Source organism: Arthrobacter yangruifuii (assembly GCF_009192775.1).
GTDB lineage: Bacteria > Actinomycetota > Actinomycetes > Actinomycetales > Micrococcaceae > Arthrobacter_B > Arthrobacter_B yangruifuii.
Map to the genome: position 1 here is coordinate 79,012 of NZ_VTFX01000003.1, position 25,051 is coordinate 104,062.

The following is a 25,051-nucleotide window of genomic DNA, read 5'->3' on the forward strand; positions in this document are numbered from 1 at the left end:
GTTCCTCCAATGTGTCTCTCCGGTGCTCAACCGGTGCCGCGGTGCGGCGCGCCCGCCCGGCGGTGCCGGACGGCAAGCGAATCCGGAGAGACCTGCTGCCTGCACTCTAACAGCGGCGTGCCGCCCGGAAGCGCAGGTCCCCCCGAGAGTCAGGCCCCCGCCCGGACCCACGCGGCCAGCCGGTCACTGAGATCCATCCAGGCAGTGTCCAGATCCTGCGGATGTCCGTCATGCCAGCGGACAATTTCCCGGGCGCCTTGGGAAAACGGGATCACCGCCTGGTACTCCGGCACGAGGGATTTGATCTTGCTGTTGTCGAAGATGACCGAATGGCTCTTGTCGCCCAGCAGTCCCGGCCCGCGGCCCGGATCGTGGGCGGCAATGGTTTCGGACGCCACATGCACCAGCTGCGGTTCCGGAACGCCTGCCGCAGCCGCGAGGGAACGGTAGATGGCATCCCACGGGAGGAACTCATCCGACGTGATGGTGTAACTCTCTCCAAGAGCTGCGGGCCGGCCCAGCAGGCCCACGAAGGCCTTGGCGAAATCCCGGCTGTGCGTGAGTGTCCACAGGGACGTGCCGTCGCCGGGCACCACCACCGGCAGTCCCGCGCGCATCCGGTGGATGTCCGTCCAGTGTCCGGACAGCGGCACCATGGTCGCGTCGTAGGTGTGGGAGGGCCGCACGATGGTGCCCGGGAAGCCCTCCCGGCGGTAGGCCTGCACCAGGATGTCCTCCCCGGCGATCTTGTCCCGGGAGTACTGCCAGAACGGGTTGCGCAGCGGGGTGGACTCCAGCACGGGAAGCCGTGCCGGCGGCTTCTGATAGGCCGAGGCCGAACTGATGAAGACATACTGCCCGGTCCGGCCGCGGTACAGCTCCACCGCCGCTGCCACATGCTCGGCTGTGAAGGAGAGAAAATCCGCCACGGCGTCGAAGGTCCGGCCGCCCAGGGCCGCCCGCACGGCACCGGTATCCCGGACATCCGCGGAGAGGACTTCGACGCCGGCCGGCACCGGACGCAGGGCGGACACCCCGCGGTTCAGCACCGTCACCCGGTGCCCGAGGCTGCAGGCGCGGGCGACGGCGGCGGCACTGATCACGCCGGTGCCGCCGATGAAAAGCAGATCAAGTGCCGCGGGAGGCGTCATGGCGGGTTTCCTTCGGGGTTTCCTTGACTGGAACAAGTGCGGGGGCTTAGGTGGAGGTGCCCGGCTCGCTGCACCCAGCCTAGATGACGTCACCGCAGGAAAGGCACCGCCATGACAGGAAGTCCCCGCACCGTTGTTCCGGACCTGACGCTTGGCAACTCCGTGCGGATTCCGCAGCTGGGATTCGGCGTCTTCCAGGTTCCGGCCGGCCGGACGCAGGAAGTGGTGGAGGATGCCCTGGCCGCCGGATACCGGCACATCGATACCGCCGCCGCGTACGGCAACGAGGCCGGAGTGGGAGCGGCCATCGCGGCATCGGGCATCCCCCGGTCGGAGATCTTCGTGACCACCAAGCTGCGCAACGGCGACCAGGGGAGGGCGCGGGCCGCGTTCCTGGACAGTCGGCGAGCGCTGAACCTCGACGTCGTCGACCTGTACCTGATCCACTGGCCCGTGCCCTCCCAGGGAATGTTCGTGCAGGCCTGGAAGGAACTCGAGGCCCTGTACCGGGACGGCTACATGCGCGCCATCGGGGTCTCCAACTTCCTCCCCGATCATCTGGATGCCCTCTACGAGCAGAGCCAGGTGCTGCCTGCCGTGAACCAGATCGAGCTGCATCCCGGCTTCCAGCAGGCGGACCTAGCAGCCGACACCGTGTCCCGCGGCATTGCCGTGGAGGCATACAGCCCGCTGGGGCAGGGCAGGGAGCTGGCCGGGTCGCAGGTGGCCGCGCTCGCAGAGAAGTACGGGGCGACGGCCGCGCAGATTGTCCTGGCCTGGCACCTGGCGTCGGGACGGATCGTCATTCCCAAATCGGCCGACTCGGCACGGATGCGGGAGAACCTGGCGTCGGCCGGCCTCGACCTCGCGCAGGAGGAACTGGATCTGCTGGACGGGTTGGAGGGCGGCCGCCGGATCGGTGCCGATCCGGCCACTGCGGACTTCAGCCAGCTCTGACCGGGCAGAGAGTGCAGGGAGGAAAATGCGGCCGTCTCCGCAGGCTTCGGATCTCCTGCGCACCGTCGCTGCCGAGCCGCAGGACTCCCGTCCGCTGACCGTGGGCAGTTGGCACCCCAATCAGTTGTCACCCAGGTACACCTTCGACAGGAGAACGCCGTGACTGAGTCATCCCCCCTGATTGCCGTTGTGGGCGCCACCGGGCAGCAGGGCGGCGCCGTGTCTGCCGCCCTGCTTGACCGCGGCGCACGGGTCCGTGCCCTGGTCCGGGACCCCCGCTCCGGCCGGGCCTCAGCGCTCGCGGACCGCGGCGTCGAGCTGGTTCCCGGGGACCTGACGGATGCCGCCAGCCTGGACCGGTTCCTCAAGGGTGCCGACGCCGCCTATGCGATGACGACCATGACCGGGCCGGACGGCACGGAAGGGGAGACCGCCGCCGGTATCGCCGTAGCGGACGCCGCCCGGCGGGCGGACCTCCGGCATCTGGTCTACAGCTCCGTCGGCGGCGCGGAGCGGCATACGGGAATACCGCACTTTGAGAGCAAGCGGCGGGTGGAGGAACATATCCGGGACCTGGGTATCCACGCAACCTTCCTGCGGCCGGTGTTCCTGATGGAGAACTTTCTGCATTACGGCGTGGGCGTCGGGGAAGACGGCCTGGTGGTGCGGCTGCCGCTCCCGGATGCTGTCCCCTTGGAAATGATCGCGGTGCGCGACGTCGGCGGGGCCGCTGCCTCCATCCTGCTCGGCGGCACCGGGGTGGAAGGGTCCGCCATCGAGATTGCGGGCGACCGCCGCACCGGCTCACAGATCGCTGCGGCCTTCGGCGAAACAGCGAACCTTCCCGCCCGCTATGACGCCCTGCCGCTGGATACCGTTATTCCCGACATGGCCGCCATGTTCCGCTGGTTCGCCGAAACCCCCGCGTACCAGGGCGACTTCGACGCCACCCGCGCCCTGGTGGACGGCATCGGCGGCCCGCTTGACCTCCCGGCGTGGATCCGGGCGTCGGGCTGGAAGGCGGGCCGGTAGCGGCCGGGCCGGGCCCGCCCCGGGTCACCCGCTGCCGCGGGCCGTCCGGTCACCCAGCGCCTCCCTGCGGCTGTTGTTGGTCCGGCGGGTCACCGCCGACGCCCACACCCAGGTGGCGCGCCGGATCCCGGCATCCTCCCACAGCACCTGCACCGCCCGGGATGACCAGCTGCAGGCCTCGCCCTTCACCCGTTCCGCCGCACCGGGGAACCGGATCCACGCCCAGACCGGCACCCCGGGCACAGAGGTGGTGACCGGATGGTTCTCGAAGTCCAGCTCTTCCGGCGTCAGGCTGATGGGCTCGGCACGCCGCGCATAACGGGCCGCCAGCCGCTCAACGGCGTCCTGGTTCATACTCTTAAAAATAGAACATATGTTCGAGTATCGGTAACCGGTTCCCGCCGGAAACCGGACGGCGGCCGGTCCATGGTGCACAATGGGTGCCATGTGCGGACGCTATGTCATGGCAAGGGCGACGTCGGATCTGGTTTCGGCGTTCGCGGTCGAACAGACGGTGGGGCCGGACGTGCTGCCGTCCTGGAACGTCGCGCCCACCGATGACGTGCGGATTGTCACCGAGCGCTACCACGACGACGCGCCGGTCCGGCGGCTGGCGACGGCGAAATGGGGCCTGGTGCCGGTCTGGGCCAAGGACCCGAAGATCGGCGCTCGGATGATCAACGCCCGCCGCGAGACTCTCCTGGAGAAACCCGCGTTCCGCAAGGCGGCCGTGAAACGCCGGGCCCTGGTGCCGGCGGACGGCTACTACGAATGGGAAAAGTCCCCGGACGGAAAAATCCCCACCTATCTGTACTCCGGGACGCAGGATCCGCTGGCCTTCGCCGGCCTGTACGAATTCTGGCCGGACCCGGCCCTGCCGGAGGACCACGAACACAAATGGCTGCTGAGCGTCACCATCATCACCACGAAGGCCACTGACGCACTCGGGCACATCCATGACCGCACCCCGCTGATCATTCCGCCGGATCTCTACGCGGACTGGCTGGACCCGCAGCTGACCGACGGAAGCGACGTCGCCCAACTGCTGGACGCCGTCCCCGAACCCACGCTCACCCCGCGGGTGGTTTCCCCCGAGGTGAATTCGGTACGCAATGACGGGCCGCAGCTGATCGAGCCTGCGAGCGCCTGATCTGCGCAACCTCTGCCCGCGGGTGCAGCCGTTACCAGGCGTAGTCCTCCGGCGCGGTGCGGTGGCCCGGGAAGATTTCGTCCAGCCGGTCCAGGGTCTTTTGATCCAGGGTGACGTCCAGGGCCAGGAGTGCTTCATCCAGCTGTTCCTGCGTGCGCGGACCCACCAGCGGCGCGGTGACGGCCGGCTGATGCAGCAGCCAGGCCAGGGCGAGGACCCCCGGCAGGACGTCGAGTTCGGCCGCCAGGTCCTCGTACTGCCGGATCCGGTCCCGATGCTTCTCCAGCAGATCCCGTACCCTGCCGTCGGCACGCCGCCCGCCGGCGTCTGCTTCCTTCTGCAGGATTCCGCCCAGCAGTCCGCCCTGCAGCGGTGACCACGGGAGCAGGCCCAGCCCGTACTGCTGTGCGGCGGGGATCACTTCCAGTTCCACTGACCGGTTGATCAGGTTATAGATGGACTGCTCGCTGACCAGACCGGTGAAGTGGCGGCGGCCGGCATTTTCCTGGGCCCGGGCAATGTGCCAGCCGGCGAAGTTGCTGCTGCCGTTGTAAATGATCTTTCCCTGCGCCACGGCCACTTCCATGGCCTGCCAGATCTCGTCCCAGGGCGTGTTCCGGTCAATGTGGTGGAACTGGTAGAGGTCCACGTAATCGGTCTGCAGCCGTTTCAGGCTCGCATCCAGGGCGCGGCGGATGTTCAGGGCGGAGAGGAAGGTGTCATTGGGCCGCTCGCTCATGGAACCGTAGAGCTTGGTGGCAAGCACCGTGTCCTCGCGCCGTCCGCCGCCCTTGGCGAACCAGCGTCCGATGATCTCCTCCGTCCAGCCCTTGCGGTCCCAGCCGTAGACATTCGCGGTGTCGAAGAAGTTGATGCCGGAATCGCGGGCGGAGTCCATGATGGCGTGCGCGTCCGCTTCCTCCGTTTTCGGGCCGAAGTTCATGGTGCCCAGGCACAGCCGGGACACGGACAGGCCGGAACGGCCGAGATGGGTATATTCCATTCGACCAGTGTGCCCTGCGTTACGTTTCGGGACCAGCGGTCCGGTGTCGCTGGGGTAGCCTGAGAGCTTCAATTTCCGGCAAGGCAGGGAGAAGCTAAGCACGTGGCTGAATCGTATTACCGCTCACTGGGCAACGGCGCCTATGAGGCAACTATTCACACCCAGGGGGCCTGGAATCCGCAGGAACAGCACATGGCACCCATCTCCGGCCTGCTGGCCCACTGCCTCGAGGAGTTCCAGCCGCGCCCCGAACTGCGCATGGCCCGGATCAGCTACGACATCTTCGGGCTGATCCCCCGCACCGCCTTTGAAGTGAAGACCTCCGTCCTGCGTCCCGGGCGCACCATCGAACTGGTGCAGGCCGAGATGGTGGCAGGAGGCCGCACCGCCGTGCGGGCCACCGCCTGGCGCCTTGCCCGCGGCTCCACGGCGGAGGTCTCGGCGGTGGAAGAGGACCCGATGCCCGGCCCGGCAGAGGCAGGCACCCACGAGGGCATGACGGCCTGGCCCGGAGCCTTTATCGAATCCCTGGAGAAGCGGGCACTGCCCGGGCTGCGTCCGGGCCGCGGCCGGGCCTGGCTGCGCACCCCGCACGAAATGGTGGAAGGGATGCCGACGTCGGACCTGGTCCGCCTGGTGGGTATGGTCGACACTGCCAACGGCATTTCCACCCGCGTTCCGCCGGGCGGGGACAGCTACATCTTCCCCAACGTGGACCTGCAGCTGCATCTGCACCGGGATCCCCGCGGGGAGTGGCTGGGACTGGATACCCGGGTCACATTCGGAACGGACGGCATCGGCCTGACCTCCGCCGTCCTGCATGACATCCACGGACCGTTCGGGCGCAGCGAGCAGATCCTCACCGTCCGCCCGATCGGCGGAGCGTAGCCGGTGCCCGCTGCCCTGGAGGTGTTCCGGCAGGACGAGTCCCTCGGAGCCGCCGCGGACCTGGACTTCGCGCTCGCCATGCTCGACGCCGTCCGCCGCGGCGAACTCGGCCCCTCCCTGCGGATTTACCGGCCCCGCCCCACGGTGGCGCTGGGACAGCGCGACGCGAAGCTGCCCGGGTTCGCCGCAGCGCAGCAGGCCTGCCGGCGTCACGGATTTGAGCCCCTGGTCCGCAGGGCCGGCGGGCGGGCCGCCGCCTACCACGACGGCTGCCTGATCCTTGACCATGTGGAGCCCGACGCCGGCGCCCTGGCCGGCTCCCGCCGCCGGTTCGCCGAGTTCGGCGAGGTGCTGGCCGCGGCCTTCCGCAAAACCGGCCTGACCGCCGGCGTCGGCGAGATCCCGGGGGAGTACTGCCCCGGGGAGTTCACCGTTTACGGTGAGGCGCCCGGCGGGGACCGGATCAAACTGGTGGGCACCGCCCAGCGGGTGGTGGCCGGCGGATGGCTGTTTTCCTCCGTGCTGGTGGTGGACAACGCCGTACCGCTGCGCGGGGTCCTCACCGACTGCTATGCCGAACTCGGGCTGGACTGGAATCCGGGCACGGCCGGCGCTGCCCGGGACCTCGTTCCGGGGCTGGACCTGGCGCAGGTGCAGGACGCCGTCCTGGCGGCCTATTCCGGGTATGCGCCGCTTGTCGCCGGGTCTTTTTCCCGCCTGCGGGCGAGAGTTTTGCAACACTAGGGCCGCGGTGCTTCGTCCCGGGGATTCCCGAGGATAGTCTGGAGGACGGTCAGCGGGCTTATTCGAAGCCGCTTTTTCATTCGTAACAAAGGAATTCCATTGGGCTCAGACACCGTTGAAAACACTGCACTGCGGCTGCGTTCGGTCCTTGAGATCCTCGCTGCAGAGGACCCATCGGCTACCGGCAAGGTCAGCCGGGCGAAGGTACTCGGCACCGTCCTGGAGCGTGTACCGCTTGCGGGACGCGAGGCGGAAACCCTGGCCAGCGGCACCACCCGCGGCGAGCGCGCCCTGGTAAATGCCACCACCAAGCTCGTCAAGGCCGGCTGGATCCTCAAGGAAGCCCGCTCCGGCTGGAGCATCACCCCCGCCGGCCGCCAGGCACTGAAGGACTTCCCGGAGCCGGCACATCTGTCCGCTGCCCTGAACGGCAAGCCGGTCCCTGAAGCGGAATCCCCGGCGGAGGAAGTAGTGGAAGAGGCGCTGCGCGACGCCGTCGCCGTCCCTGCAGCGCCCGCCGAGCAGCACGGTGCACACCCGGAGACCGATATCCCCGAACCCTCCTTCCCGCAGCCGGCCTCCGTGGCCCTTGCCGGTGATTTCGGCGCAGCGCTCGGCACCGAGGACTGGGACCCGGCCGGGGCGCAGTTCGCCTTCGACCGCCATGACGAGCTGTGGAAGCTCACCGTGGACCTGTCCGAGGGAACGTACCGCTACAAGGTGGCGCTGAACGGTTCCTGGGATGAGAACTACGGGTTCGATGCGCACCGCGACGGCGGCAACATCGAGATCCGGCATGCCGGCGGTCCGCTGACCTTCCTGTATGACCACGCCACGCATCATGTGGTCACCAAGCCCGAGGTAAACGCCTAGGACGGGATCCGCCCGGGACCCGGTCCCTCGACCGGGTCCACCAGGATTCCCCGCGGTTCGCGCACCCACCAGACGCGTTCGCGGCGCAGTTCAGCGGGTGTGGAATAGCGGTACCGGTACACCCGGGCGCGGATCCAACGGGGCGGCCTCCCGCCGAACGGATCCCTGCGCAGCAGGCGCAGGGTCCGGCGGTCGGCGGCGAGCAGCTTCTGCAGCAGCACCGGAAACCAGGCACCGTAGGAGCCCAGGGCCAGGAACCACATCATCCAGTCCAGCCGCAGGTGATAGGGCGCGAACTGGCGCGGCATCCGGTGCGGGTTGCCGGGCTTGCCCCGGAATTCGTACTCCTGCCAGCGGGCCTGCGGGCCCGGCGGGTCATTGGTGCCCTCAATCACCACCTCGTCCCGGTGCCGGGTAATGCTCCCGAACGCACCGTAGGCGTTGGACAGGTGCCAGCGGTTGAAACTCGCATTCATCAGCTGGTCGCGGCGGACCAGATTCTTCAGCGGCGCCCAGGCCCAGTACAGCAGCGCCAGGGTAACCCCACCGACAACGACGGCGAACGCGGCCGGCGTGCCTCCCGCGTCCGGTGCGGCGAACTGTATCTCCGGCAGCACGGCCTGCACGGCCGCATCGCTCACCGCCGCGCACGCCAGCAGGATGGTCAGCACGTTCAGCCAGGCGAAGTTCCCGGACAGCACCAGCCAGAGCTGGGTCACAATCACCACCGCCGCGGCAATCGAGGCCACCGGCTGCGGGAAGAACAGGAAGAACGGCACCACCAGCTGGGCAAAGTGGTTGCCCAGCACCTCCACCCGGTGCAGCGGTTTCGGCAGGTGGTGGAAGAACCAGCTGGCCGGGTTCGGCATCGGCTGCGTTTCGTGGTGGTAGTACAGGGCCGTGAGGTTCCGCCACACCTTGTCGCCGCGCAGCTTGATCAAACCGGCCCCGAATTCCAGCCGGAACACCAGCCAGCGGAAGGCCCAGAGGATGGTCACCGGTGCCGCGACGTCGTCGGAGCCCAGGAAGGCAGCCAGGAACCCGGCCTCCAGCAGCAGCGACTCCCACCCGAATCCGTAGAACGTCTGCCCGATGTTCACCACGGACAGGTACAGCCCCCAGAGAAGCAGGAACGCGGCCATCGGCAGCCACCACGGCCCGGCCTGCGGCACCCCGGCCATCAGGAGGGCGGCAACGACGGCGCCTACCCAGGTAACGGCGAGCAGGAACCGGTCCGAGTAATGCCAGTGGAAGAGGGTGGGGATGCCCCGGCCCCTGATCCGGGCCAGGAACCGCGGTGCCGGGAGCAGTCCGTCCTCACCCAGCAGCGCCGGGAACTGGGCGGCCGCGTTGAGGAACACGACCAGGTATACGGCGGCGATGCCGCGCTGCAGGACCTGCCGGGCGAATTCATAGCCCTCGGCGCTGAACCACTCCATGGCATGTCAGCGTAGTGCCGGAAGCCGGGATTGGGGGAGCTAGACTTCAACCTGGTTGGGGCCAACGTGTTGACCGCCACCGTCCAGGTTGAGCACAGCCCCGGTCATATAGCTGGAAGCCTTCGACGCGAGGTAGACGACCAGCCCCTCGAGCTCCGACAGGTCCCCGCCTCGGCCCAGGGCAGAGATTTTCCGGAAGTCACCCGTCATCGCCTCGGCCACGGGATTGGCCTTGCGGATGTTGGTCTCGAACAGTCCCGGCGCCAGCGCATTGACATTGATGCCGCGGTGAGCCAGTTCCAAGGCCGCGTTGCGGACCAGGGCCACCACTCCCGCCTTGGTGGCCGCGTAGGCATAGCCCACCATCGGATCGGCCCTGACCCCGCCCAGAGATGAGGTCACAATGATGCGGCCGGCCCCGTCGCGGATGTGCCGGGCTGCGGCAGACATGGTGAAGGCGGCACCGGTGAGATTGACGTCGAGCACTTCTCGCCATCGCTGCTGGTCGAGATCGGTGATACGCCCGCTCTTCAACCGGGGGCCGATGCCTGCGCTGATACCGGCGTTGGCGAATACGACGTCGAGCCCCGATTCCGCAGCGATCTGTTGGAACGCAGCATCGACCTGATCGAAGTCAGTGATGTCAACGATGCGCACGGATACAGCCAGGCCGTCCGCGGCCAACGCTGTCTGCGCTGCAGCCAGACTGGCCTGATCGCGGTCGATCAGGGTTACCTCGGCGCCGGCCCGCGCCAGTACGGTCCCCATCCGCAGGCCCAAGCCGCTGCCGCCTCCGGTCACTGCCACCCCGCGGCCTCGCAGGTCGAAGAGGTCGCCGAGCGTGGCCAGTCTGCGTTCATCGCTGTGCTGCAGGGCCGGGGCGTCCTGCGCGGTGGTCCTTGCCTCCACGGGCAACTCCAATTCTAGTTCGGGTGGTTCAGTGGGTCTGGATGACGTCGTTGAGGGGCACGGGGCCCTTCTCTTCGAAGCGCCGTTGCTGTTTGGCACGCTCCTGGGACAGGGTATGGTCATCGCCGCGATGCTGGGCTATCAGCGTGCGGCGGGCAGCTGGGGCCACATGGCACAGGCCGGGCACATCGGGGTTGTCCTTGCACTCGGTGCTTCCGCCCGCGGGCGCGATGGCGCTCAGCGAGGCCCCGGAGCGCAGGAGCCCCGCAACTGAGTACACCCGGTCCGCCTGGGCGGTGCAGGACCCGCAGTCGAGGGTGGGCGCGGCAGGGACGGTGACAAAGGCCTCGCCCTGCCATCCGCATGTCCGGCAGCGGTAGTCGAACAGTCTTCTCATCGGAGGTCCCTACTTCAGTTCCGTGCGGGGACCGCCGAAATCGGCCCAGTCCCGTTCATCGTGTGAAATCCACAGCCGTGCCTGCTCCTGTTCGGTGACGGCGAGCATCCGGTCGATGCTTTCCCGGCCAACCTCGTGGTTCCAATCGCTCGGATCGGCCTCCCGCCAGTCGACGGCTTCACGCAGGTGCACGGTGTCGGCGGTCAGCATGATGTTTTGGCTCGGCAGACGCACCAGGGTGGAGAGCTCTCCCGGCGTGTGGCCGGGGAAATGGTGGAGCTGGATCGCCCCGTCGCCGAACAGGTCGTACACGGGGGAATCGATGGTGGTCCAGTCGAAGTTCTGGATCTCGGCCCGCAGGATGTCCTGATGCATGACGAGGTGGGCGGAGCTGGCCGGCGGGTTCCTTGCGTAGTCGTACTCGCCGGGACCGATGAAGAACTTCGCGTGGGGGAACATGAACAGCCCCCCGGCGTGGTCGGTGTGGGTGTGCGAGAGCACAACATGGGTAACGTCGGTGGTGTCATACCCCAGCATGCGGAGCTGGTTGTCCAGGCGCTGCTCGGCGGTGCCGGTAATCATGGTGGATTCGGGGCGGTCGCCGAACACGATGCGGGGATCCTCGCATACGTCAGGGTGCATGCCCGTGTCGAAGAGGACCAGGCCCTGCTCGTGCTCGATTAGGTAGGCGGGCAGTGGAATATCCACGGTGCCTTCGGCGCCGATGACGAGGTGGGCGGCATCGATTCTCATGGTGGGGGAGTCCAGCCCCCACAGTCGGATTGCGGAGAATGTCTGAGCCGCCGAAGCGGACCGGGTCGAGGGGGAGGTCATGGTGAGGAGGATCCCATCTTGGCTAGGTGCATGCAGGTTGGGTGGTGCCGGCGGATCTATTGGTGGGCTTCAGAAGGTTCGGCGGGTCGCGGCGTTCAGGCTCAGGCGGGAGCGGTGGCCTTCAGCGCCTGCCGAAGGTCGAATCGAGGCTCGCGGGCCTGGTCGAGGGTGACGCTTGGGCCGGTTGTCAGGAGGCGCCGACCGATGTTCTGGTGGCCGGGCATATTGACGGATTCGACCGCAGCGAGGACTCCATCCCTGAACCCGAGGACAGAGAACCGGCGGGTGCCCGGATCACCGAGCACTACATAATCCTCGTCCGTTCCCGGGAGGCCGGTCATTTGGAGGCGCAGCGGGCCTTGGTGAGTGTAGAACCACGGCAGTTCAGCGTACGGACGCTCACCGGCGGTGAGCACCTTAGCTACGTGTTTGGCCTGGTCGGTGGCATTCTGCACCGATTCCAGACGGATCATGCCGCCGGAATGGATGCTGGGGAAGGAAGCGCAGTCGCCGATCGCGAAAATATCTGGGTCCGAACTCCGCAGGGTTTCGTCCACCACAATGCCGTTCCCGGTTGCGAGCCCGGAGGCTTCGGCCAGTTCGACGTTGGGAATGACACCGATACCCACCACTACAAGATCCGCTGCATACGTGTCACCTGTGGTGGAGACCGCCGCGGCCACTCGTCCGTCCGGTCCCGAAGTGAATTCCCGGATTCCCTCATTGAGCCGAAGGTCGATGCCCATGGACCGGAGTTCGGCGGCGAACCATTCACTCATCACAGGGGTCAGTGCCCGGCCCATCGGCCGCGGGGCGAATTCGAGCACGGTGACTGAAACACCGAATGCGAGGGCCGCGGTTGCGAACTCGAGGCCGATGAACCCCGCGCCGATGACCACGACGTTCCGGGCGGTCCTAAGTTCCTCCTGCAGCGTCATAGCGTCCCTGAGTTCGCGGAGGCCGTGAATTCCCGGGAGTTCGGATCCGGCGCAGCTGAGTTGACGGTTCCTGGTGCCGGTGGCGAGCACCAGGCGGTCGTAGGACACTCTGTCGGCATTATCGAGCACCACCGAATGGGCGGCCCGGTCGATGATTTCGGCGCGTACCCCGGTCAACAGGTCTATGCCGTGGTCAGCGTAGAACTCGGGTTCCCGCAGGGACAGGACGTTTCCCTCCTGCTCCGGTTTCATGAATTCCTTGGACAATGGGGGACGCTGATACGGGATGCCACTCTCCGCGGCGATCACCGTAAGTGCGCCGGCATAGCCCTCCTGACGCAATGAGGCAGCCGCTTGGATGCCGGCCTGCCCCCCACCGATGATCGCTACTGCGTTCATGCTCTAACCCACTCTCGATGTGTCTGGCAGGTAGAGGAGTCGCCCTCGACCGCCGATTGACGACTCATAAACTGTCGCCTCTATTCTATGAACTGGATCACATCTTGCCTAACTGGAGAGTCATGGTCAACCTTAGTGTCGACACAGTGGCGTGAAACGTGCTCGCTGGGTGGGCACGGGCCGCCGTTGTGGGGAGGGTTCCGCGGCGTGGCACCCCCAAGGTGACGTGCCGGGCGTTTAGCGTGGGTGCAGGCGTACAGACAGACTTCCCTTGCGGCAGGGCCGCTGCAGAAACGACGTGCCGGCTTTGCCCGCAACGGTGTGAGACAGGAATGAAATTCATGGAGGACGAAAACGGGAAAGACTTTTCCGTTCAGCTGATGACCCGGATGCTTCGGTTGGAGGATCGGGCCGACTCTCTCGTCGCGAAGATCGCCCTGGATGTCGGAACCCGCATCATCGAGGGCGCCCTGGCTCCGGGCAGCGACGTCAATTCAGTGGAGCTCTCGGAGCGGTTCGGCACCAGCCGCACGCCGGTCCGGGAGGCCCTGCTGCTCCTTGAGAAACAGGGCCTGGTGGAGATTCCTGCCAGGCGCAGGCCGACGGTGGTGGACCTGTCCCGCACGCCGGTGAAGGACATCTATGATGTCCGGTCCCTGCTCAGCGGCAACATCGCGGAGCTGGTGTGCGAGCGGCGGACGGCAAAGGATCTGGCCAAGATGAAGGAGGGACTCGAACGCATGCGGCAGGCGTGCGAATCCGGCGATGTCCAGGCCTACTTCTGGGCCAATGTCAGCTACAACGACACCGTCACCTCGGTGGCGCGTAATCCGGTGCTGTCTGAGCTGATCGATTCCCTGGGCCTGCGGGTCCTGCAGCTGCGCCGCCGATCAATGTCCCCGCCGTTGCGCATGGAGCGCTCCCTGGCTGATCACGACCGGCTTTTCCAGGCCTACAAGGTCAGGGACGGGGACCTCGCAAGGGCCCTGTCCGGAGCCATTATCCGCGACGCCTACCGCGCGCTTTCCGGCGGCATGGGTGCCCACGGGGAATAGCTGCACGACCGGCGGGATAAGCGTGGAATGAACTGCGCCCGGCGTTCGGAGGGGATGCCTCTCCGAACGCCGGGCATTGGTCCGCTGCTACGGGATCAATGCGCCGATGCGGGCACCTTGTGCTTAGCGTCCGCCGGAACCGGGGCCGGGGGGCGTACCACCCCGCTGGCCACCAGCGCGGCGATGTCTGTCTCGGCCAGCCCCAGAACGGACTGCAGGATGGCCGGTCCGTCCTGTCCCAGGGCAGGCGGGAAACTGTTGCGGCCCTCCGGGAGTGTGGCCATTTTGATGGGATTGCCCACCGTCCGCACGGTGGTTCCCTCGCCGTCGGACAGCTCGATGACCATGTTGCGGGCGGCTACCTGGGGGCTGTTAAGGGCGGAGGCCACGTCGTTGACGGTACCCACCGGGATGGCTGCCTCGTTGAACAACTCGACCCATTCGTCGGCCGTATGCTGCAGGAACGCCGGCTCAATGATGGACCACAGTGCCTCCTTGTTGCGCAGCCGGTCTGCGTTGCGGGCGAAACGCGGATCCTCGATGAGCTCAGGGCACCCGAGGGCCCGGGCCATCGCCTGCCACATGCGCTCGGTGTTCGCGGTGGTGACGATGGCGCGGCCGTCCCCTGCCTGGAACATGCGGTAGGTCGGGATTGAATCGTGGCCGCTGCCCTGGGGGCCGGGGACCTGGCCGGACTCCAGGTAGTACGTCGCCTGGTAGTCGACCATCGACACCAGGCAGTCAAGCATGGAGATGTCGATGTAGTCCCCGACCCCTTCCCGGGTCCGCCGGTTCAATGCTGCGAGGATGCCGATCACTGCATGGAGGCCTGCGGCGAGGTCGCCGATCGGCAGGCCTGTCCGGACAGGATCGCCTCCACGCTCGCCGGTAAGGCTCATGGTGCCGGAGAGGGCCTGGACAATCATGTCGTAGGCGGTCAGGTCCCGCAGGGGGCCGGTCTGGCCGAAGCCGCTGATCGAGGCCCAGATCAGCTCCGGCCGGCGCTCCATCTCAACTTCGCGGTCAACCCCGAGCCGCGCGAGGACTCCGGGACGGAAGTTCTCCACCACGATGTCGCACTGATCCATGAGCGAACGGATCAGTTCCGGTGCGCTTTCGTGTTTGAGGTCCACGACGATGGACTTCTTATTCCGGTTGATGGTGTGGAAATATGCGCTGTCTCCGCGGATGAAGTGCGGCGGGACGGTACGGCTCAGGTCCCCGGCCGGTGATTCGACCTTAATGATCTCTGCACCCATATCGCCCAACATCTGCACTCCGTAGGGCCCGGAGAGGAACTGGGTGAAATCCAGAACCCGGATACCGGCCAGGGGGCCAGGCGGTCGTGCTGCGGACTGTTGTGCTGATGCCATGGAAGGCTCCTGCTCTTTATATGTGACGCCGGTGCAGTTGCCTGCACGGGGATCTTCAGTGATTTCTTGACCCTCAAAGTACCCGGAAGTCGCCGTTATGTCGACACTTGACGTGATCCACGTCTCATAGTTAGGGTTCAAACCGAACATGTGCCGAAAACGTCGACACTTTTCGAGTGAGAGGACAGGACTATGCGCCTGAAGGATGAAGTGGCAGTGATCACTGGTGCGGGCTCGGGAATGGGCCAGGCAGGTGCGATCCGATTCGCCCAGGAAGGTGCCGCCGTCGTGGTGGTTGACCTGAACGGCGAAGCCGCCGAGAAGACTGCCCAGGACATTCGGAACAACGGCGGCCGGGCCATTGCCGTTGCCGCCGACATCTCCGGACTCGAGGGCAATGAGAAGGCCGTCAACGCCGCCCTCGAAGAGTTCGGCAAGCTGTCCATCGTATGGGCCAACGCCGGCCTGGCGACCAAGGTCCAGCCCCTTGCCGACGCCGATGAGGCAGTATTCCGCCGCATGCAGGACGTCAATGTCTACGGTCCGTGGAACATGGCCCGCGCTGCCATGCCGCATCTGGCCAAGGAGAAGGGATCCATGCTGATCACCGCCTCCCTGTCCGGCCTGACTGCACGCCCGGGCAACTCCGCGTACTCCGCCACCAAGGGCGCCGCCGTGCAGCTCACCCGCGCACTGGCCATCGAGTTCGCCCCGGATGTGCGCGTCAACTCCATCTGCCCGGTCGCCACGCAGACGCCCATGCAGGACGTGTTCACCCCCGGCGGCCTGAAGGATGAGATCCAGCCGAAGATCATCGCCGGTATCCCCATGCAGCGCCTGGCCGTCCCCGAAGACATGGCCAATGCTGCGCTCTTCCTCGTGTCCCGCGAAGCCGGCATGATCACTGGCCACAACCTCCCCGTTGACGGAGGCTCCCTTTGCTGACCGCTGCCACCACTGATTCCGCTGTCCGGGAGTTCTACGGCTCCTTCATTAACGGCGAGGAGGTCGGCGAATCAGCCGCCTCGACCTTCGAGACCCGCAATCCGGCCAACGGCCAGGTCCTGACCGTCATCCAGGAAGGCGGCCAAGCCCTCGTCGACCAGGCCGTGGCCAACTCGCGTGCTGCCTTCCCGGCCTGGCGCGACCTCCCCGGTGTCGAGAAGGGCAGGATCCTCCTGGCGATCAGCCGCAAGATCCTGGAGAACAAAGACCTGCTGGTCACCCTGGAGAGCCTGGACAACGGCAAGTCACAGATGGACGCCACCTTCGACGTCATCACCGCGGCACGGTACTTCGAGTACTACGCCGGAATGGCGGACAAGCTGGGCGGGGAAACCATTCCCCTGCCGGGCACCCACATCTCCTACACGCGTCCCGAGCCGTTCGGCGTCACCGCGCATATCGTTCCCTGGAACGCGGCCTTCCAGCAGGCGGCGCGCGGCGTGGCCCCGGCCCTGGCCGCCGGCAACACCGCCGTGGTCAAGCCCGCAGAGGACACCTCCATCTCCACCCTCGTCATGGCCCGGCTGGCCCTCGAGGCCGGACTGCCGGCCGGCGTGTTCAACGTCGTCACCGGCCTGGGCTCCACCACCGGTGCCGCACTGGTGAGCCACCCGCAGGTTTCCCGCATCACCTTCACCGGATCCGTGCCCACGGGCCAGGCCATCATGCGGGCAGCAGCGGAACACCTCAATCCGCTGACCCTGGAACTCGGCGGCAAGGCGCCGAACATCATCTTCGAGGATGCCGACCTCAAGGCCGCCATTCCTGGTTCCCTGATGGCCATCAATATCAACGCAGGCCAGGTCTGCGCCGCAGGTTCGCGCCTGCTGGTGCACCGCTCCCTGCACGATGAAGTGGTTGAAGGCCTCGTTGCCCTGAACCGCCAGGTCAAACTTGGTCCGGCTGCCTCCGGCTCGTCCATGGGCGCCATCACCACGGCCGCTCAGTACGCCAAGATCCAGGAATACCTGGAGATCGGAAAGGCGGAGGGCGCCCGCGCCGTCATCGGCGGCAGTGCAGCCACCGACGGGGAGCTGGCACAGGGCCAGTTCATCCAGCCGACCATCTTCACCGGCGTCGACAACTCGATGCGCATTGCACAGGAGGAGATTTTCGGGCCTGTGCTGAGCGTTATCCCCTTCGATTCCGAAGAGGACGCCGTCCGGATCGCCAACGACACCAAGTACGGACTGACAGCAGGTCTCTGGACCCGCGACCTGGGCCGTGCCCACCGTGTGGCGGCGCAGATCGAGGCAGGCCAGGTCACCGTCAACGACTTCTTTGCCGGGGGAGTCCAGGCACCGTTCGGCGGGTACAAGAACAGCGGCTTCGGCCGCGAGAAGGGAACCCACGCCCTGTCCGAGTACCTGCAGACCAAGACCGTCAGCATCAAGCTCTGATGGTCAACGAGCCCACGGCATCCAGTCCCGAAGAGGCCTTCATCAAGGCTGTGGAACGGTCCCGCGGCGTCACCGCCGCGGGACTGTCCCGGCGTGCCCGCAGTGTCGGGACGTTGAGCCTTCTCGACTGGCTAGGCTGTGCTGTCGCCGGAGGCAACACTCCGGAGGCACGGCAGACGTTCCAGGCCCTGGCGCCCGGCGTCGGTGACGCGGCTGTTGCCGGCACCGGGCTGTCGGTCGGATGGCGGGATGCCGTGGTGCTCAACGGTGTACAAGGGCATGCCCTTGATTTTGACGACATGCTGCCGGCCATGTCCGGCCATCCGAGTGCCGCGGTCCTGCCGGCGCTGGTCACCCTCGGAGCGGATCTCGGGGCCACCGTGGAAGACGTCGTTCTGGCGCTGGCTGCCGGCGTCGAATTCGGCGCCTGGGTTGCGCGGTACGTCATGCCGGGTCATTACGACGACGGCTGGCACGGTACCGGCACTGTCGGCACGCTGGCCGCCGCGGCCGGCGTGGCCCGCCTGCTGGGCCTCAGCCGGGACCAGTGGGTTACCGCCCTGGACCTGGCAGCCACGCAGGCCAGCGGACTGCGCGAGTTGTTCGGCACCGCCGGGAAGCCCCTGCACGCGGCCAACGCCGCCCAGGCGGGAGCCCTGGCGGGACGGATGGCGGCCGCAGGGGCTCACTCGGGGGGGCGGGGAATTCTCGGGCCGAAGGGGTTCATTGCCATTCACGGCGGCGATCCGGCCTCCGTGCAGGCTCCGGACACCGCGTGGGCTATTGAAGGCATGCTCTACAAGACCTATGCGTCCTGCTTTATGACCCAGGCCTCCGTGGACGCAGCCCTGCGGCTGCGGGCTGCGGGCATCACGCCGGAGCAGGTCAAGGCGATCACGCTGACGGTGAGCCCGAAACTCCGGGATGTGTGCGCCATCGCGGTTCCGCGGACCGGGCTGGACGCCAAGTTCAGCCTGCAAGCCACGACCGCGCTGGCCCTCGGCGGCCATGATATGGCTGCCGAGTCCACGTATCACCCGGACAAGCTGACCGGGGGCGCGTACCGGTCCCTGCTCTCCCGCATCACCCTGCAGTACGCGCAGGAGCTGGCGGGCAAGGAGGCAAGCATCGTCCTGGAAGCACGGCTGTCCTCCGGACACACGGTGGTTCACCGGGTGGACCGGGGGCGGCCCGTTGAGGACCAGGACGTACTTCGCGGGACCCTCACGGACAAGTTCACGGCCCTGGTGGGCCCCGTGCTGGGCGAAGGCCGCACCGCCGCACTGGCACAGCTGGCGGGCGACGGCGGCACACCCGCAGCAGTTCTCCTGGCTGCATCGGCCCCCGCACAAGAAACAGACGACCGGCCTGCAACGGCAGGCATGGCACAAAGGATTGACTGACATGACGACGACTGAACGACTCGCGCTGGATGACGTGGTGGCCATCGATGTCCACGCCCACGCGCTGAACAGCAGCCACGACCACGGTGATGACGAGACCGGCAACGCCACCAAGGCTGACCAGGCCAAGCGGTGGAAGACGGATTTGATCAACATCGATATTGCCGGCACGGCAGAGTACTACCGCAGCCGCCGGATCATGGCGGTCCTGTTCGGCGTGGACTCCGAGCGCCACATGGGGGACAAGCGCGTCCCGAACTACGAAGTCGCCGAAGCGGCCCGGGAGCACGACGACGTCTTCATCCCCTTCGCCAGCATCGATCCGTACCGCGGCAAGGCCGGAATTGCCGAAGCCATCGACCTCATGGACAACCACGGGATCCATGGCTTCAAGTTCCATCCGAGCGTGCAGGGCTTCGCGCCGGACGATCCGGTGGCGTACCGGCTCTACGAGGTCATTGCCGAGCGCGGCAAGGTGGCCCTGTTCCACACCGGCCAGACCGGCATCGGGCGTACCTCGCCCGGTGGCGGCGGAGTCCGGCTGAAGTACTCCAATCCCATGTATTACGACGACATCGCCGTGGACCTTCCCGATCTGAAGATCATCCTGGCGCACCCATCCTTTCCCTGGCAGGACGAGGCACTGGCGGTCGCCCGCCACAAGCAGAACGTGTACATCGATCTGTCCGGCTGGTCCCCGAAGTACTTCGACCCCAAGCTCGTCCAGCACGCCAACTCGCTGATTAAGGACAAGGTGCTTTTCGGCAGCGACTTCCCGCTGCTGACCCCCGACCGGTGGCTGACGGATTTCGCCGAGGCGCCCTTCAAGGACGCGGTGCGCCCGCTCATCCTCAAGGACAACGCCATCCGTCTCTTCAACCTGTCCTGAACCGCCGCAATTATTGGAAAGGCCACGACCATGAATGACACCGTCACCCACGCCGATGCCCCGTTCACGGTGCATCTCTCGCTGTCGGAAAAAACCTATGAGGTGCCTGCGGACAAGGGCATCCTGCAGGTCCTTGAGGAGGCCGGCGAGCCGGTCATCTCCTCCTGCCGGGAGGGTACCTGCGGGACGTGCGAAACCCCGGTGCTCTCCGGCGAGGTCGACCACCGCGACTCGGTCCTCTCGGACGAGGAGCGGCAGGCGAACGAAACCATGATGATCTGTGTCTCCCGCTGCCGGGGACCCCGCCTGGAACTGGACATCTAGGCATGCCCGGCATCAAGGACTTCAGCGGCAAGGTCACTGTGGTCACCGGCGGCGCCAGCGGGATGGGCCTGGCCATGGCCCGGCGCTTCCTGGCCGACGGCGCAAAGGTGGTCATCGCCGACATTGAACAGTCCGCGCTGGACACGGCGGTGCGGGACCTGGACCCCACCGGCGAAAGGGTCCTGGGGGTACGGACGGACGTCAGTTCCTCCGAGAGCCTGCAGCAGCTGGCGGACAAAACCGTCGACGCCTTCGGCGGGGTCGACATCCTGTGCAACAACGCGGGGGTCGAGACGGGCGGTCCGATCGCAGACGTCACCGAACAGGCCTGGCGGTGGGTCATGGACGTCAACTTCTTCGGAGTGCTCAACGGATGCCGGATCTTCCTGCCGTTGCTGGAACAACGTCCCGAAGCGCACATCGTCAACACCGCGTCCGTGGCCGCGTTCGCCACCGGCACCCCGACCATGGCCCCCTACTGCGCCTCCAAGTTTGCCGTCCTGGGCTTCTCCGAATCATTGGAGATCGAGCTGCGTTCCCACGGCTCCACCGTGGGGGTCTCCGTCCTGGCGCCGGGGCCGGTGAAAACCAGGATGACCGAGGCGGAGCGGAACAAGCCGGACTCGGTGAAGGTGTCCACCGACCCCGAGCGCCAAAAGGTCATCGAGAACCTGGCCCGGAAGACCGCCGAGGTCGGAATGGAACCGGCGGACGTTGCCGACATGGTGGCCGAGTCCATCCGCGACAACCGGTTCTTCATCCTCACCCACCCGGAGATCGCCGTCCAGGGGGTCAGGACCCGGCTTGCCTGGATGGAAACCGGAACCCCTCCGGCCCCGCGGACGGCCGGGGCCTGAAGCTATACCCGAACGGCATGCCTCTCCCATACCCCGGCCGGGCCCGACCCGGCATTACCAAAGGACAGCACCATGACTGCACACGTAAGCGATGAGGTCCGGGACGCGCCCGTCTTCGACGGCGATCCCTTCTCCATGGAGGCCCTCAACGACCCGCACCACTACGACGGCCTGGCCCGCGAACTCGCGCCGGTTGTCTACGTGGAGAAGTACGACTACTACGCCATCACCCGTTTCGCGGAACTGCAGAAGGCCTTGCGGGACTGGCGCAGGATCGGCTCCGCGGACCGCCCCTTCTACACGCCCAACCCGTTCCGGCCCACCGTCCTGGTGCTTGAGGACCCGCCCACCCATACGATCTCCAAGAACGCCGCCATGGCCGTGCTGTCCGGCGACAACCTGAAGAAGTTCGAACCGTACTTCAAGGAGCAGGCCGAAAAGATCATCGACGAGATCCTCGCCGACGGCCCGGCGGAGATCGACGGCTTCCGCGACCTCTCCGTACGCTACGTCCTGAAGGTCTTCCCCGATGTCCTGGGACTGCCGGAGGAGGGCCGGGAGGCCCTGCTCGCCTTCGGCGACGGCGTCTTCAACGTCTTCGGACCCGCGAACGACTTCCAGAAGGCCAAGCTGGCCCGTGCGGCTGAGGCACAGGACTGGATCGAGACCAACACCGACCGCGAGCTGCAGAAGGAAGGCAGCATCGGCGCCGACCTCTACAAGATGGCGGACGAGGAAAAGCTCTCCGGCGAGGTCGCCCAGCAGATCCTGAAATCCATCTTCTCTGCCGGTTTCGACACCACCACCGCGTCCATGGCCTCGATGCTTCGCGCATTCGCCGACAACCCCGGGGAATGGGAGAAGCTGAAGGCCAACCCGGACCTCGTGGAGAACGCATGGGAAGAAGCCATCCGCTTCTACCCGGCTTCCCGCTACGGTGGCCGGATCGCGAAGAAGGAGGTTGTGCTGGGCGGCATCCGCATCCCCGAGGGCGGCAAGATCCTCACCATGTGGCTGGGAGCCGGCCGGGACGGACGCCAGTACCAGGACCCGGACGAGTTCAGGATCGACCGGGACATGTCCAACGGCGGCCATCTGTCCTTCGGCTTCGGTATCCACACCTGCGCCGGCAACCTCATTGCCCGCCTCGAGGCGAGGACGCTGCTGCGCGCAATGCTGGAGCGGATTGAGACGATCGAGCTGGTGGGCGAACCCCGCCGGGCCTTGAACTACCAGGCCTTCGGACACGAGTACGTGCCGATCCGGCTGACCCCGAAGAAAAACTGACCCCGCTAAAGGTCATCGGGTGAACACATCCGGGCGTGTCCGCCCCGGACGGGGCGCGGCGGGCGGCCCGGGACAGGGATCCCGGGCGCCCGCAGGCCCGCCGCTGTGGACGGTGACCTTCACGGCCGCCGTCGTCGTCAACTTCCTGTTGAACCTCGTGTTCTACATGCTGATGACCACGACGGCGGTCTATGCCATCGGCAGGTTCGGGGCCGACGGCACCACGGCCGGGCTGGCCGCGTCCATTTTCGTGATGGGCGCCCTGGCGTGCCGCCTGCTCTCCACAGTCATGCTCGTACGAGTTGGGGCCATGCCGCTGTTCGTCCTCGGGGCCGCGCTCTCATTCCTTTTCTCGCTGCTGTACCTAGCCGCCGAGCCTCTCTGGGTACTGATGCTGGTTCGGTTCCTTCATGGTGCCGGGTTCGGCCTGGCCCATTCGGCCGTTGGCTCCATCGCCCAGTCTGTCCTGCCGCACGCGCGGCGCGGGGAAGGCGTGGGCTACTTCGGCACTGCGGCCACCATGGGCACGGCACTGGGACCGTTCGCCGGCCTGTATGCCATTGCCAACGCCGGCTATTCGGCCCTCTTCCTCGCTGTTGCCACTGTCCTCGCGGCAGCCCTGGCGGGAGGGCTTCTCCTGCGCGTGAAAGCGCATCACCCGGAGGGCACAGCGGCCGACGGGCGGCAGCCACGGGAGGAGCCGGATCCGACGCCGGCGGCACCGCCGTTGCGCGAGACACTGCGCCGGATTCTGCCGATCGGCCTGATCGCCTTCTTCCAGTCGATAGCCTATGCCGGCGTCGCAGCTTTCATGGATGTCCATACTGCTGCCCTGGGGCTCGGCGCCCTGGCCGGTTCCTTTTTCCTGGTCTACGCCTCGGCCGTTATCCTGGTGCGCCTGATGACCGGACGGATCGTCGACCGGCATGGTCCGGCGACAGTCTTCTACCCCTCGGCGGCCTTATACGCCGCGGGCCTTGTCCTGGTGGCGACCGCGCCGTCGGCGCCTGTCCTCTATCTGGGCGCCGTCCTGCTGGGCATCGGCTACGGCAGCCTCCTTCCCACCGGGCAGACAATCGCCATGGGGCTGCTGCCGCGCCGGCAATCCGGCACGGCCTTCGTCTGGTACTTCCTCTTTGTGGACCTCGGGTTTGGCTTCGGTCCGTTTCTCCTCGGTGCCCTGGTCGAGGGCATCGGAACCACCTCGATGATCCTCATCAGCTGCAGCTTTGTCGCCGTAGCCGGCGTCCTGTTCCGGACCCTCCTGCCGCCATCGGTCCGCTCCGGTTCCTGAAAAAGAGATTACATAAACCCTCCCTACATCGACACTAAGTGTCGACTCTAATTTCCGGTTCCAGCAGGAATCGGCTGACATTGGAGCCCACTTGGTTCTGAGGTTCTCGCCCCGGGATGTGCAGTTCTTCAACTGCTGTGCTTCTTCGCCTGGGCGGGAGCCGTCTATGACTTCATCCTGTTCGGCAATCTGTTGCCCATGATCGCAGGGGACTTCGGGCTCGACGAATCCGGGGCCACGGGCATCAATACCTGGATCACCGCGGGAACAGCCCTGGTGGCTCACTTCCTGGGCCGCGTTGTTGACCGGGTGGGGCGCCGCAAGGGCCTGATCATCGCGGTGGGGGAGCTGCCGTTGCATCCCTGTTAACGGCCACCACGGGGCTCCTCTTCGGTCTGTTCGCCGGGCTCGGACTCGTGGCCCTCGTGCTCATGCGGACCGTCGCCGGACTGGACTACGCGGAGATGGCCGTCAACGCCACCTATCTCTTCGAGGTCTACGCCACTACGGCGGCCACGCCCGCACAATTGCGGCGCCGAGGTCTGACGTACTTGCTGGTGCAGTCCGGCTGGCCCGTAGGTGCGGCGGTTGCTGCAGGATCGGTGGCCCTGCTGCTCCCGATCGGCGGCTGGGAGCTGTGCTTCGTGGTCGCTGCGTGCCGGCGGTCTTCATCTCCTGGGCTGCGCGGAAGCTGAAGGAGAGCCCCCAGTTTGCGGCCCGCCAGCAGATTCAAATGCTTCGAAACGCCGGGCGTACCGAGGAGGCCAAGGCCCTGGCCGCCGAGTTCGGCATCGAGGTCGCAGAAGTTGAGCGGACCTCCGTGATGGAGGTCTTCCGCGGAGAGTCCCTGCGCCCCATGCTGACGATCTGCCCCGCCTACCTTCTGAACGGCATGGTGCGCTGGTTTTCCAGATCCTGGCCACGTCGCTGCTGACCTCTGAATCCGGCATGAATATCAACTTCACCAACGCCCTGCTCATCCTGCTGATCTCCAACGGCATGGCTTTCCTGGGCTACCTCTTCCACGGGTGGCTGGGTGACCGGATCGGCCGCCGCAACACCATCGCCATGGGCTGGATCATGGCGTCGGTGTCCTACGGAGCCATGCTGATGCTGCCGCAGGGCAACTTTGGTCCGGTTGTGGCCCTCTACAGCGTGGGCCTGTTCTTCCTCATCGGCCCGTTCTCCGCCCTGATGTTCTTCACGGGGGAGAGCTTCCCCTCGACAATCCGTGCCACTGCAACCAGCATCATCACGGCCAGCGGAATGGTCGGGAATATCCTTGCCGGCGTCATCGTCACCACGCTGCTGTCCAGCGGTGAGGCCTGGACCCGCACGGCATTTATTGCCGGGATCGTCCCCACCCTGCTGGGCGGCATGCTGATCTTCTTCGCACCCCACCGCGATCCCCAGGTGGCCTGCCTGGACTGACGCGGGGTGCTTCCGGACA

Annotated in this window: 28 protein-coding genes; 19 read left to right on the forward strand and 9 right to left on the reverse strand. The window is 66.5% G+C overall.

The window, feature by feature from the left end; genetic code table 11:
- Positions 1-149: 149 nt before the first annotated feature.
- Positions 150-1,151 carry an SDR family oxidoreductase gene (locus GD627_RS07035; protein WP_152271930.1) on the reverse strand — a complete coding sequence of 334 codons (1,002 nt, stop codon included), beginning with the start codon at positions 1,149-1,151 and terminating at the stop codon, positions 150-152.
- Positions 1,152-1,262: 111 nt separating this feature from the next.
- On the opposite strand from GD627_RS07035, the gene GD627_RS07040 reads away from it, so the two are divergent.
- Positions 1,263-2,108, forward strand: coding sequence for an aldo/keto reductase (locus GD627_RS07040; RefSeq protein WP_152271931.1), 846 nt, complete (start codon positions 1,263-1,265; stop codon positions 2,106-2,108).
- Positions 2,109-2,267: 159 nt separating this feature from the next.
- Complete coding sequence (locus tag GD627_RS07045; RefSeq protein WP_152271932.1) at positions 2,268-3,140, forward strand: NmrA/HSCARG family protein; 873 nt, start codon at positions 2,268-2,270, stop codon at positions 3,138-3,140.
- Positions 3,141-3,164: 24 nt separating this feature from the next.
- On the opposite strand, the gene GD627_RS07050 is transcribed toward GD627_RS07045, so the two are convergent.
- Positions 3,165-3,494 carry a hypothetical protein gene (locus GD627_RS07050; protein ID WP_152271933.1) on the reverse strand — a complete coding sequence of 110 codons (330 nt, stop codon included), beginning with the start codon at positions 3,492-3,494 and terminating at the stop codon, positions 3,165-3,167.
- A gap of 91 nt (positions 3,495-3,585) precedes the next feature.
- On the opposite strand from GD627_RS07050, the gene GD627_RS07055 reads away from it, so the two are divergent.
- Entirely contained in the window at positions 3,586-4,290 is a 705-nt protein-coding gene (locus GD627_RS07055) for an SOS response-associated peptidase (RefSeq protein ID WP_152271934.1), read from the forward strand.
- 31 nt (positions 4,291-4,321) lie between these two features.
- Here the strand turns inward: GD627_RS07055 and GD627_RS07060 are convergent, their stop codons facing one another.
- A complete protein-coding gene (locus tag GD627_RS07060) occupies positions 4,322-5,293 on the reverse strand; it encodes an aldo/keto reductase (protein WP_152271935.1) in 972 nt (323 codons plus the stop codon).
- 102 nt (positions 5,294-5,395) lie between these two features.
- Here GD627_RS07060 and GD627_RS07065 point away from each other — a divergent pair, with 102 nt between their 5' ends.
- From GD627_RS07065 to GD627_RS07075, 3 genes are all read left to right on the forward strand, one after another.
- Complete coding sequence (locus tag GD627_RS07065; RefSeq protein ID WP_152271936.1) at positions 5,396-6,181, forward strand: thioesterase family protein; 786 nt, start codon at positions 5,396-5,398, stop codon at positions 6,179-6,181.
- A gap of 3 nt (positions 6,182-6,184) precedes the next feature.
- Positions 6,185-6,925 (forward strand): lipoate--protein ligase family protein, encoded by a 741-nt coding sequence (locus GD627_RS07070; protein ID WP_152271937.1) that lies wholly within the window; start codon positions 6,185-6,187, stop codon positions 6,923-6,925.
- A gap of 99 nt (positions 6,926-7,024) precedes the next feature.
- Positions 7,025-7,798: a pullulanase X25 domain-containing protein gene (locus GD627_RS07075; RefSeq protein WP_194265992.1), complete on the forward strand. Its 774-nt coding sequence runs from the start codon at positions 7,025-7,027 to the stop codon at positions 7,796-7,798.
- On the opposite strand, the gene GD627_RS07080 is transcribed toward GD627_RS07075, so the two are convergent.
- From GD627_RS07080 to GD627_RS07100, 5 genes are all read right to left on the reverse strand, one after another.
- On the reverse strand, positions 7,795-9,237 hold the full coding sequence (locus GD627_RS07080; protein ID WP_152271939.1) for a lipase maturation factor family protein: 1,443 nt from the start codon (positions 9,235-9,237) through the stop codon (positions 7,795-7,797). The two genes, GD627_RS07075 and GD627_RS07080, sit on opposite strands and share 4 nt — an antisense overlap.
- A gap of 39 nt (positions 9,238-9,276) precedes the next feature.
- Positions 9,277-10,146: an SDR family NAD(P)-dependent oxidoreductase gene (locus GD627_RS07085; protein WP_194265993.1), complete on the reverse strand. Its 870-nt coding sequence runs from the start codon at positions 10,144-10,146 to the stop codon at positions 9,277-9,279.
- 28 nt (positions 10,147-10,174) lie between these two features.
- Positions 10,175-10,543, reverse strand: coding sequence for an FmdB family zinc ribbon protein (locus GD627_RS07090; RefSeq protein WP_152271941.1), 369 nt, complete (start codon positions 10,541-10,543; stop codon positions 10,175-10,177).
- 9 nt (positions 10,544-10,552) lie between these two features.
- Positions 10,553-11,296 (reverse strand): N-acyl homoserine lactonase family protein, encoded by a 744-nt coding sequence (locus GD627_RS07095; protein ID WP_210250475.1) that lies wholly within the window; start codon positions 11,294-11,296, stop codon positions 10,553-10,555.
- Positions 11,297-11,478: 182 nt separating this feature from the next.
- Positions 11,479-12,714 carry an NAD(P)/FAD-dependent oxidoreductase gene (locus GD627_RS07100; protein WP_152271942.1) on the reverse strand — a complete coding sequence of 412 codons (1,236 nt, stop codon included), beginning with the start codon at positions 12,712-12,714 and terminating at the stop codon, positions 11,479-11,481.
- A gap of 341 nt (positions 12,715-13,055) precedes the next feature.
- On the opposite strand from GD627_RS07100, the gene GD627_RS07105 reads away from it, so the two are divergent.
- Positions 13,056-13,769: a GntR family transcriptional regulator gene (locus GD627_RS07105; RefSeq protein WP_194265994.1), complete on the forward strand. Its 714-nt coding sequence runs from the start codon at positions 13,056-13,058 to the stop codon at positions 13,767-13,769.
- Positions 13,770-13,864: 95 nt separating this feature from the next.
- Here GD627_RS07105 and GD627_RS07110 read toward each other — a convergent pair whose 3' ends face one another.
- The gene (locus GD627_RS07110) at positions 13,865-15,142 is read right to left on the reverse strand and encodes a CaiB/BaiF CoA transferase family protein (RefSeq protein ID WP_152271944.1); all 1,278 of its coding nucleotides are present in this window, start codon (positions 15,140-15,142) and stop codon (positions 13,865-13,867) included.
- Positions 15,143-15,334: 192 nt separating this feature from the next.
- On the opposite strand from GD627_RS07110, the gene GD627_RS07115 reads away from it, so the two are divergent.
- The 12 genes from GD627_RS07115 to GD627_RS07165 all read left to right on the forward strand — a co-directional run bounded on the left by GD627_RS07115 (position 15,335) and on the right by GD627_RS07165 (position 25,032).
- A complete protein-coding gene (locus tag GD627_RS07115; protein ID WP_152271945.1) occupies positions 15,335-16,087 on the forward strand; it encodes an SDR family NAD(P)-dependent oxidoreductase in 753 nt (250 codons plus the stop codon).
- On the forward strand, positions 16,081-17,547 hold the full coding sequence (locus GD627_RS07120) for an aldehyde dehydrogenase family protein (RefSeq protein WP_210250476.1): 1,467 nt from the start codon (positions 16,081-16,083) through the stop codon (positions 17,545-17,547). Before GD627_RS07115 ends, GD627_RS07120 begins: the two co-directional genes overlap by 7 nt.
- A complete protein-coding gene (locus tag GD627_RS07125; RefSeq protein WP_152271946.1) occupies positions 17,547-18,950 on the forward strand; it encodes an MmgE/PrpD family protein in 1,404 nt (467 codons plus the stop codon). Before GD627_RS07120 ends, GD627_RS07125 begins: the two co-directional genes overlap by 1 nt.
- A 1-nt stretch (position 18,951) precedes the next feature.
- On the forward strand, positions 18,952-19,839 hold the full coding sequence (locus tag GD627_RS07130; protein WP_152271947.1) for an amidohydrolase family protein: 888 nt from the start codon (positions 18,952-18,954) through the stop codon (positions 19,837-19,839).
- A 30-nt stretch (positions 19,840-19,869) separates the two neighbouring features.
- Positions 19,870-20,163, forward strand: coding sequence for a 2Fe-2S iron-sulfur cluster-binding protein (locus tag GD627_RS07135; protein WP_152271948.1), 294 nt, complete (start codon positions 19,870-19,872; stop codon positions 20,161-20,163).
- 2 nt (positions 20,164-20,165) lie between these two features.
- Complete coding sequence (locus GD627_RS07140) at positions 20,166-21,020, forward strand: SDR family NAD(P)-dependent oxidoreductase (RefSeq protein ID WP_210250478.1); 855 nt, start codon at positions 20,166-20,168, stop codon at positions 21,018-21,020.
- 72 nt (positions 21,021-21,092) lie between these two features.
- Complete coding sequence (locus tag GD627_RS07145; RefSeq protein WP_152271949.1) at positions 21,093-22,307, forward strand: cytochrome P450; 1,215 nt, start codon at positions 21,093-21,095, stop codon at positions 22,305-22,307.
- Between the two features lie 19 nt (positions 22,308-22,326).
- Entirely contained in the window at positions 22,327-23,601 is a 1,275-nt protein-coding gene (locus GD627_RS07150) for an MFS transporter (protein ID WP_152271950.1), read from the forward strand.
- A gap of 198 nt (positions 23,602-23,799) precedes the next feature.
- The gene (locus tag GD627_RS16455) at positions 23,800-23,970 is read left to right on the forward strand and encodes a hypothetical protein (protein WP_153297120.1); all 171 of its coding nucleotides are present in this window, start codon (positions 23,800-23,802) and stop codon (positions 23,968-23,970) included.
- Between the two features lie 47 nt (positions 23,971-24,017).
- Positions 24,018-24,296, forward strand: a complete 279-nt coding sequence (locus GD627_RS07155) for a hypothetical protein (protein ID WP_152271951.1) — start codon at positions 24,018-24,020, stop codon at positions 24,294-24,296.
- Positions 24,297-24,334: 38 nt separating this feature from the next.
- A complete protein-coding gene (locus GD627_RS07160; protein WP_152271952.1) occupies positions 24,335-24,535 on the forward strand; it encodes a hypothetical protein in 201 nt (66 codons plus the stop codon).
- Between the two features lie 14 nt (positions 24,536-24,549).
- Positions 24,550-25,032 carry an MFS transporter gene (locus GD627_RS07165; protein WP_152271953.1) on the forward strand — a complete coding sequence of 161 codons (483 nt, stop codon included), beginning with the start codon at positions 24,550-24,552 and terminating at the stop codon, positions 25,030-25,032.
- Positions 25,033-25,051: the final 19 nt, after the last annotated feature.

Bases quoted from the DNA above. Each gene is read 5' to 3' on its own strand.
- GD627_RS07105 (WP_194265994.1), top strand. From the start codon at position 13,056: ATGGAGGACGAAAACGGGAAAGACTTTTCCGTTCAGCTGATGACCCGG.
- GD627_RS07050 (WP_152271933.1), bottom strand. From the start codon at position 3,494: ATGAACCAGGACGCCGTTGAGCGGCTGGCGGCCCGTTATGCGCGGCGT.
- GD627_RS07140 (WP_210250478.1), top strand. From the start codon at position 20,166: ATGCCCGGCATCAAGGACTTCAGCGGCAAGGTCACTGTGGTCACCGGC.
- GD627_RS07115 (WP_152271945.1), top strand. From the start codon at position 15,335: ATGCGCCTGAAGGATGAAGTGGCAGTGATCACTGGTGCGGGCTCGGGA.
- GD627_RS07110 (WP_152271944.1), bottom strand. From the start codon at position 15,142: ATGGCATCAGCACAACAGTCCGCAGCACGACCGCCTGGCCCCCTGGCC.
- GD627_RS07165 (WP_152271953.1), top strand. From the start codon at position 24,550: ATGAATATCAACTTCACCAACGCCCTGCTCATCCTGCTGATCTCCAAC.
- GD627_RS07060 (WP_152271935.1), bottom strand. From the start codon at position 5,293: ATGGAATATACCCATCTCGGCCGTTCCGGCCTGTCCGTGTCCCGGCTG.
- GD627_RS07040 (WP_152271931.1), top strand. From the start codon at position 1,263: ATGACAGGAAGTCCCCGCACCGTTGTTCCGGACCTGACGCTTGGCAAC.
- GD627_RS16455 (WP_153297120.1), top strand. From the start codon at position 23,800: ATGATCGCAGGGGACTTCGGGCTCGACGAATCCGGGGCCACGGGCATC.
- GD627_RS07125 (WP_152271946.1), top strand. From the start codon at position 17,547: ATGGTCAACGAGCCCACGGCATCCAGTCCCGAAGAGGCCTTCATCAAG.
- GD627_RS07080 (WP_152271939.1), bottom strand. From the start codon at position 9,237: ATGGAGTGGTTCAGCGCCGAGGGCTATGAATTCGCCCGGCAGGTCCTG.
- GD627_RS07160 (WP_152271952.1), top strand. From the start codon at position 24,335: ATGCTTCGAAACGCCGGGCGTACCGAGGAGGCCAAGGCCCTGGCCGCC.
- GD627_RS07090 (WP_152271941.1), bottom strand. From the start codon at position 10,543: ATGAGAAGACTGTTCGACTACCGCTGCCGGACATGCGGATGGCAGGGC.
- GD627_RS07145 (WP_152271949.1), top strand. From the start codon at position 21,093: ATGACTGCACACGTAAGCGATGAGGTCCGGGACGCGCCCGTCTTCGAC.
- GD627_RS07095 (WP_210250475.1), bottom strand. From the start codon at position 11,296: ATGAGAATCGATGCCGCCCACCTCGTCATCGGCGCCGAAGGCACCGTG.
- GD627_RS07100 (WP_152271942.1), bottom strand. From the start codon at position 12,714: ATGAACGCAGTAGCGATCATCGGTGGGGGGCAGGCCGGCATCCAAGCG.
- GD627_RS07035 (WP_152271930.1), bottom strand. From the start codon at position 1,151: ATGACGCCTCCCGCGGCACTTGATCTGCTTTTCATCGGCGGCACCGGC.
- GD627_RS07130 (WP_152271947.1), top strand. From the start codon at position 18,952: ATGACGACGACTGAACGACTCGCGCTGGATGACGTGGTGGCCATCGAT.
- GD627_RS07135 (WP_152271948.1), top strand. From the start codon at position 19,870: ATGAATGACACCGTCACCCACGCCGATGCCCCGTTCACGGTGCATCTC.
- GD627_RS07055 (WP_152271934.1), top strand. From the start codon at position 3,586: ATGTGCGGACGCTATGTCATGGCAAGGGCGACGTCGGATCTGGTTTCG.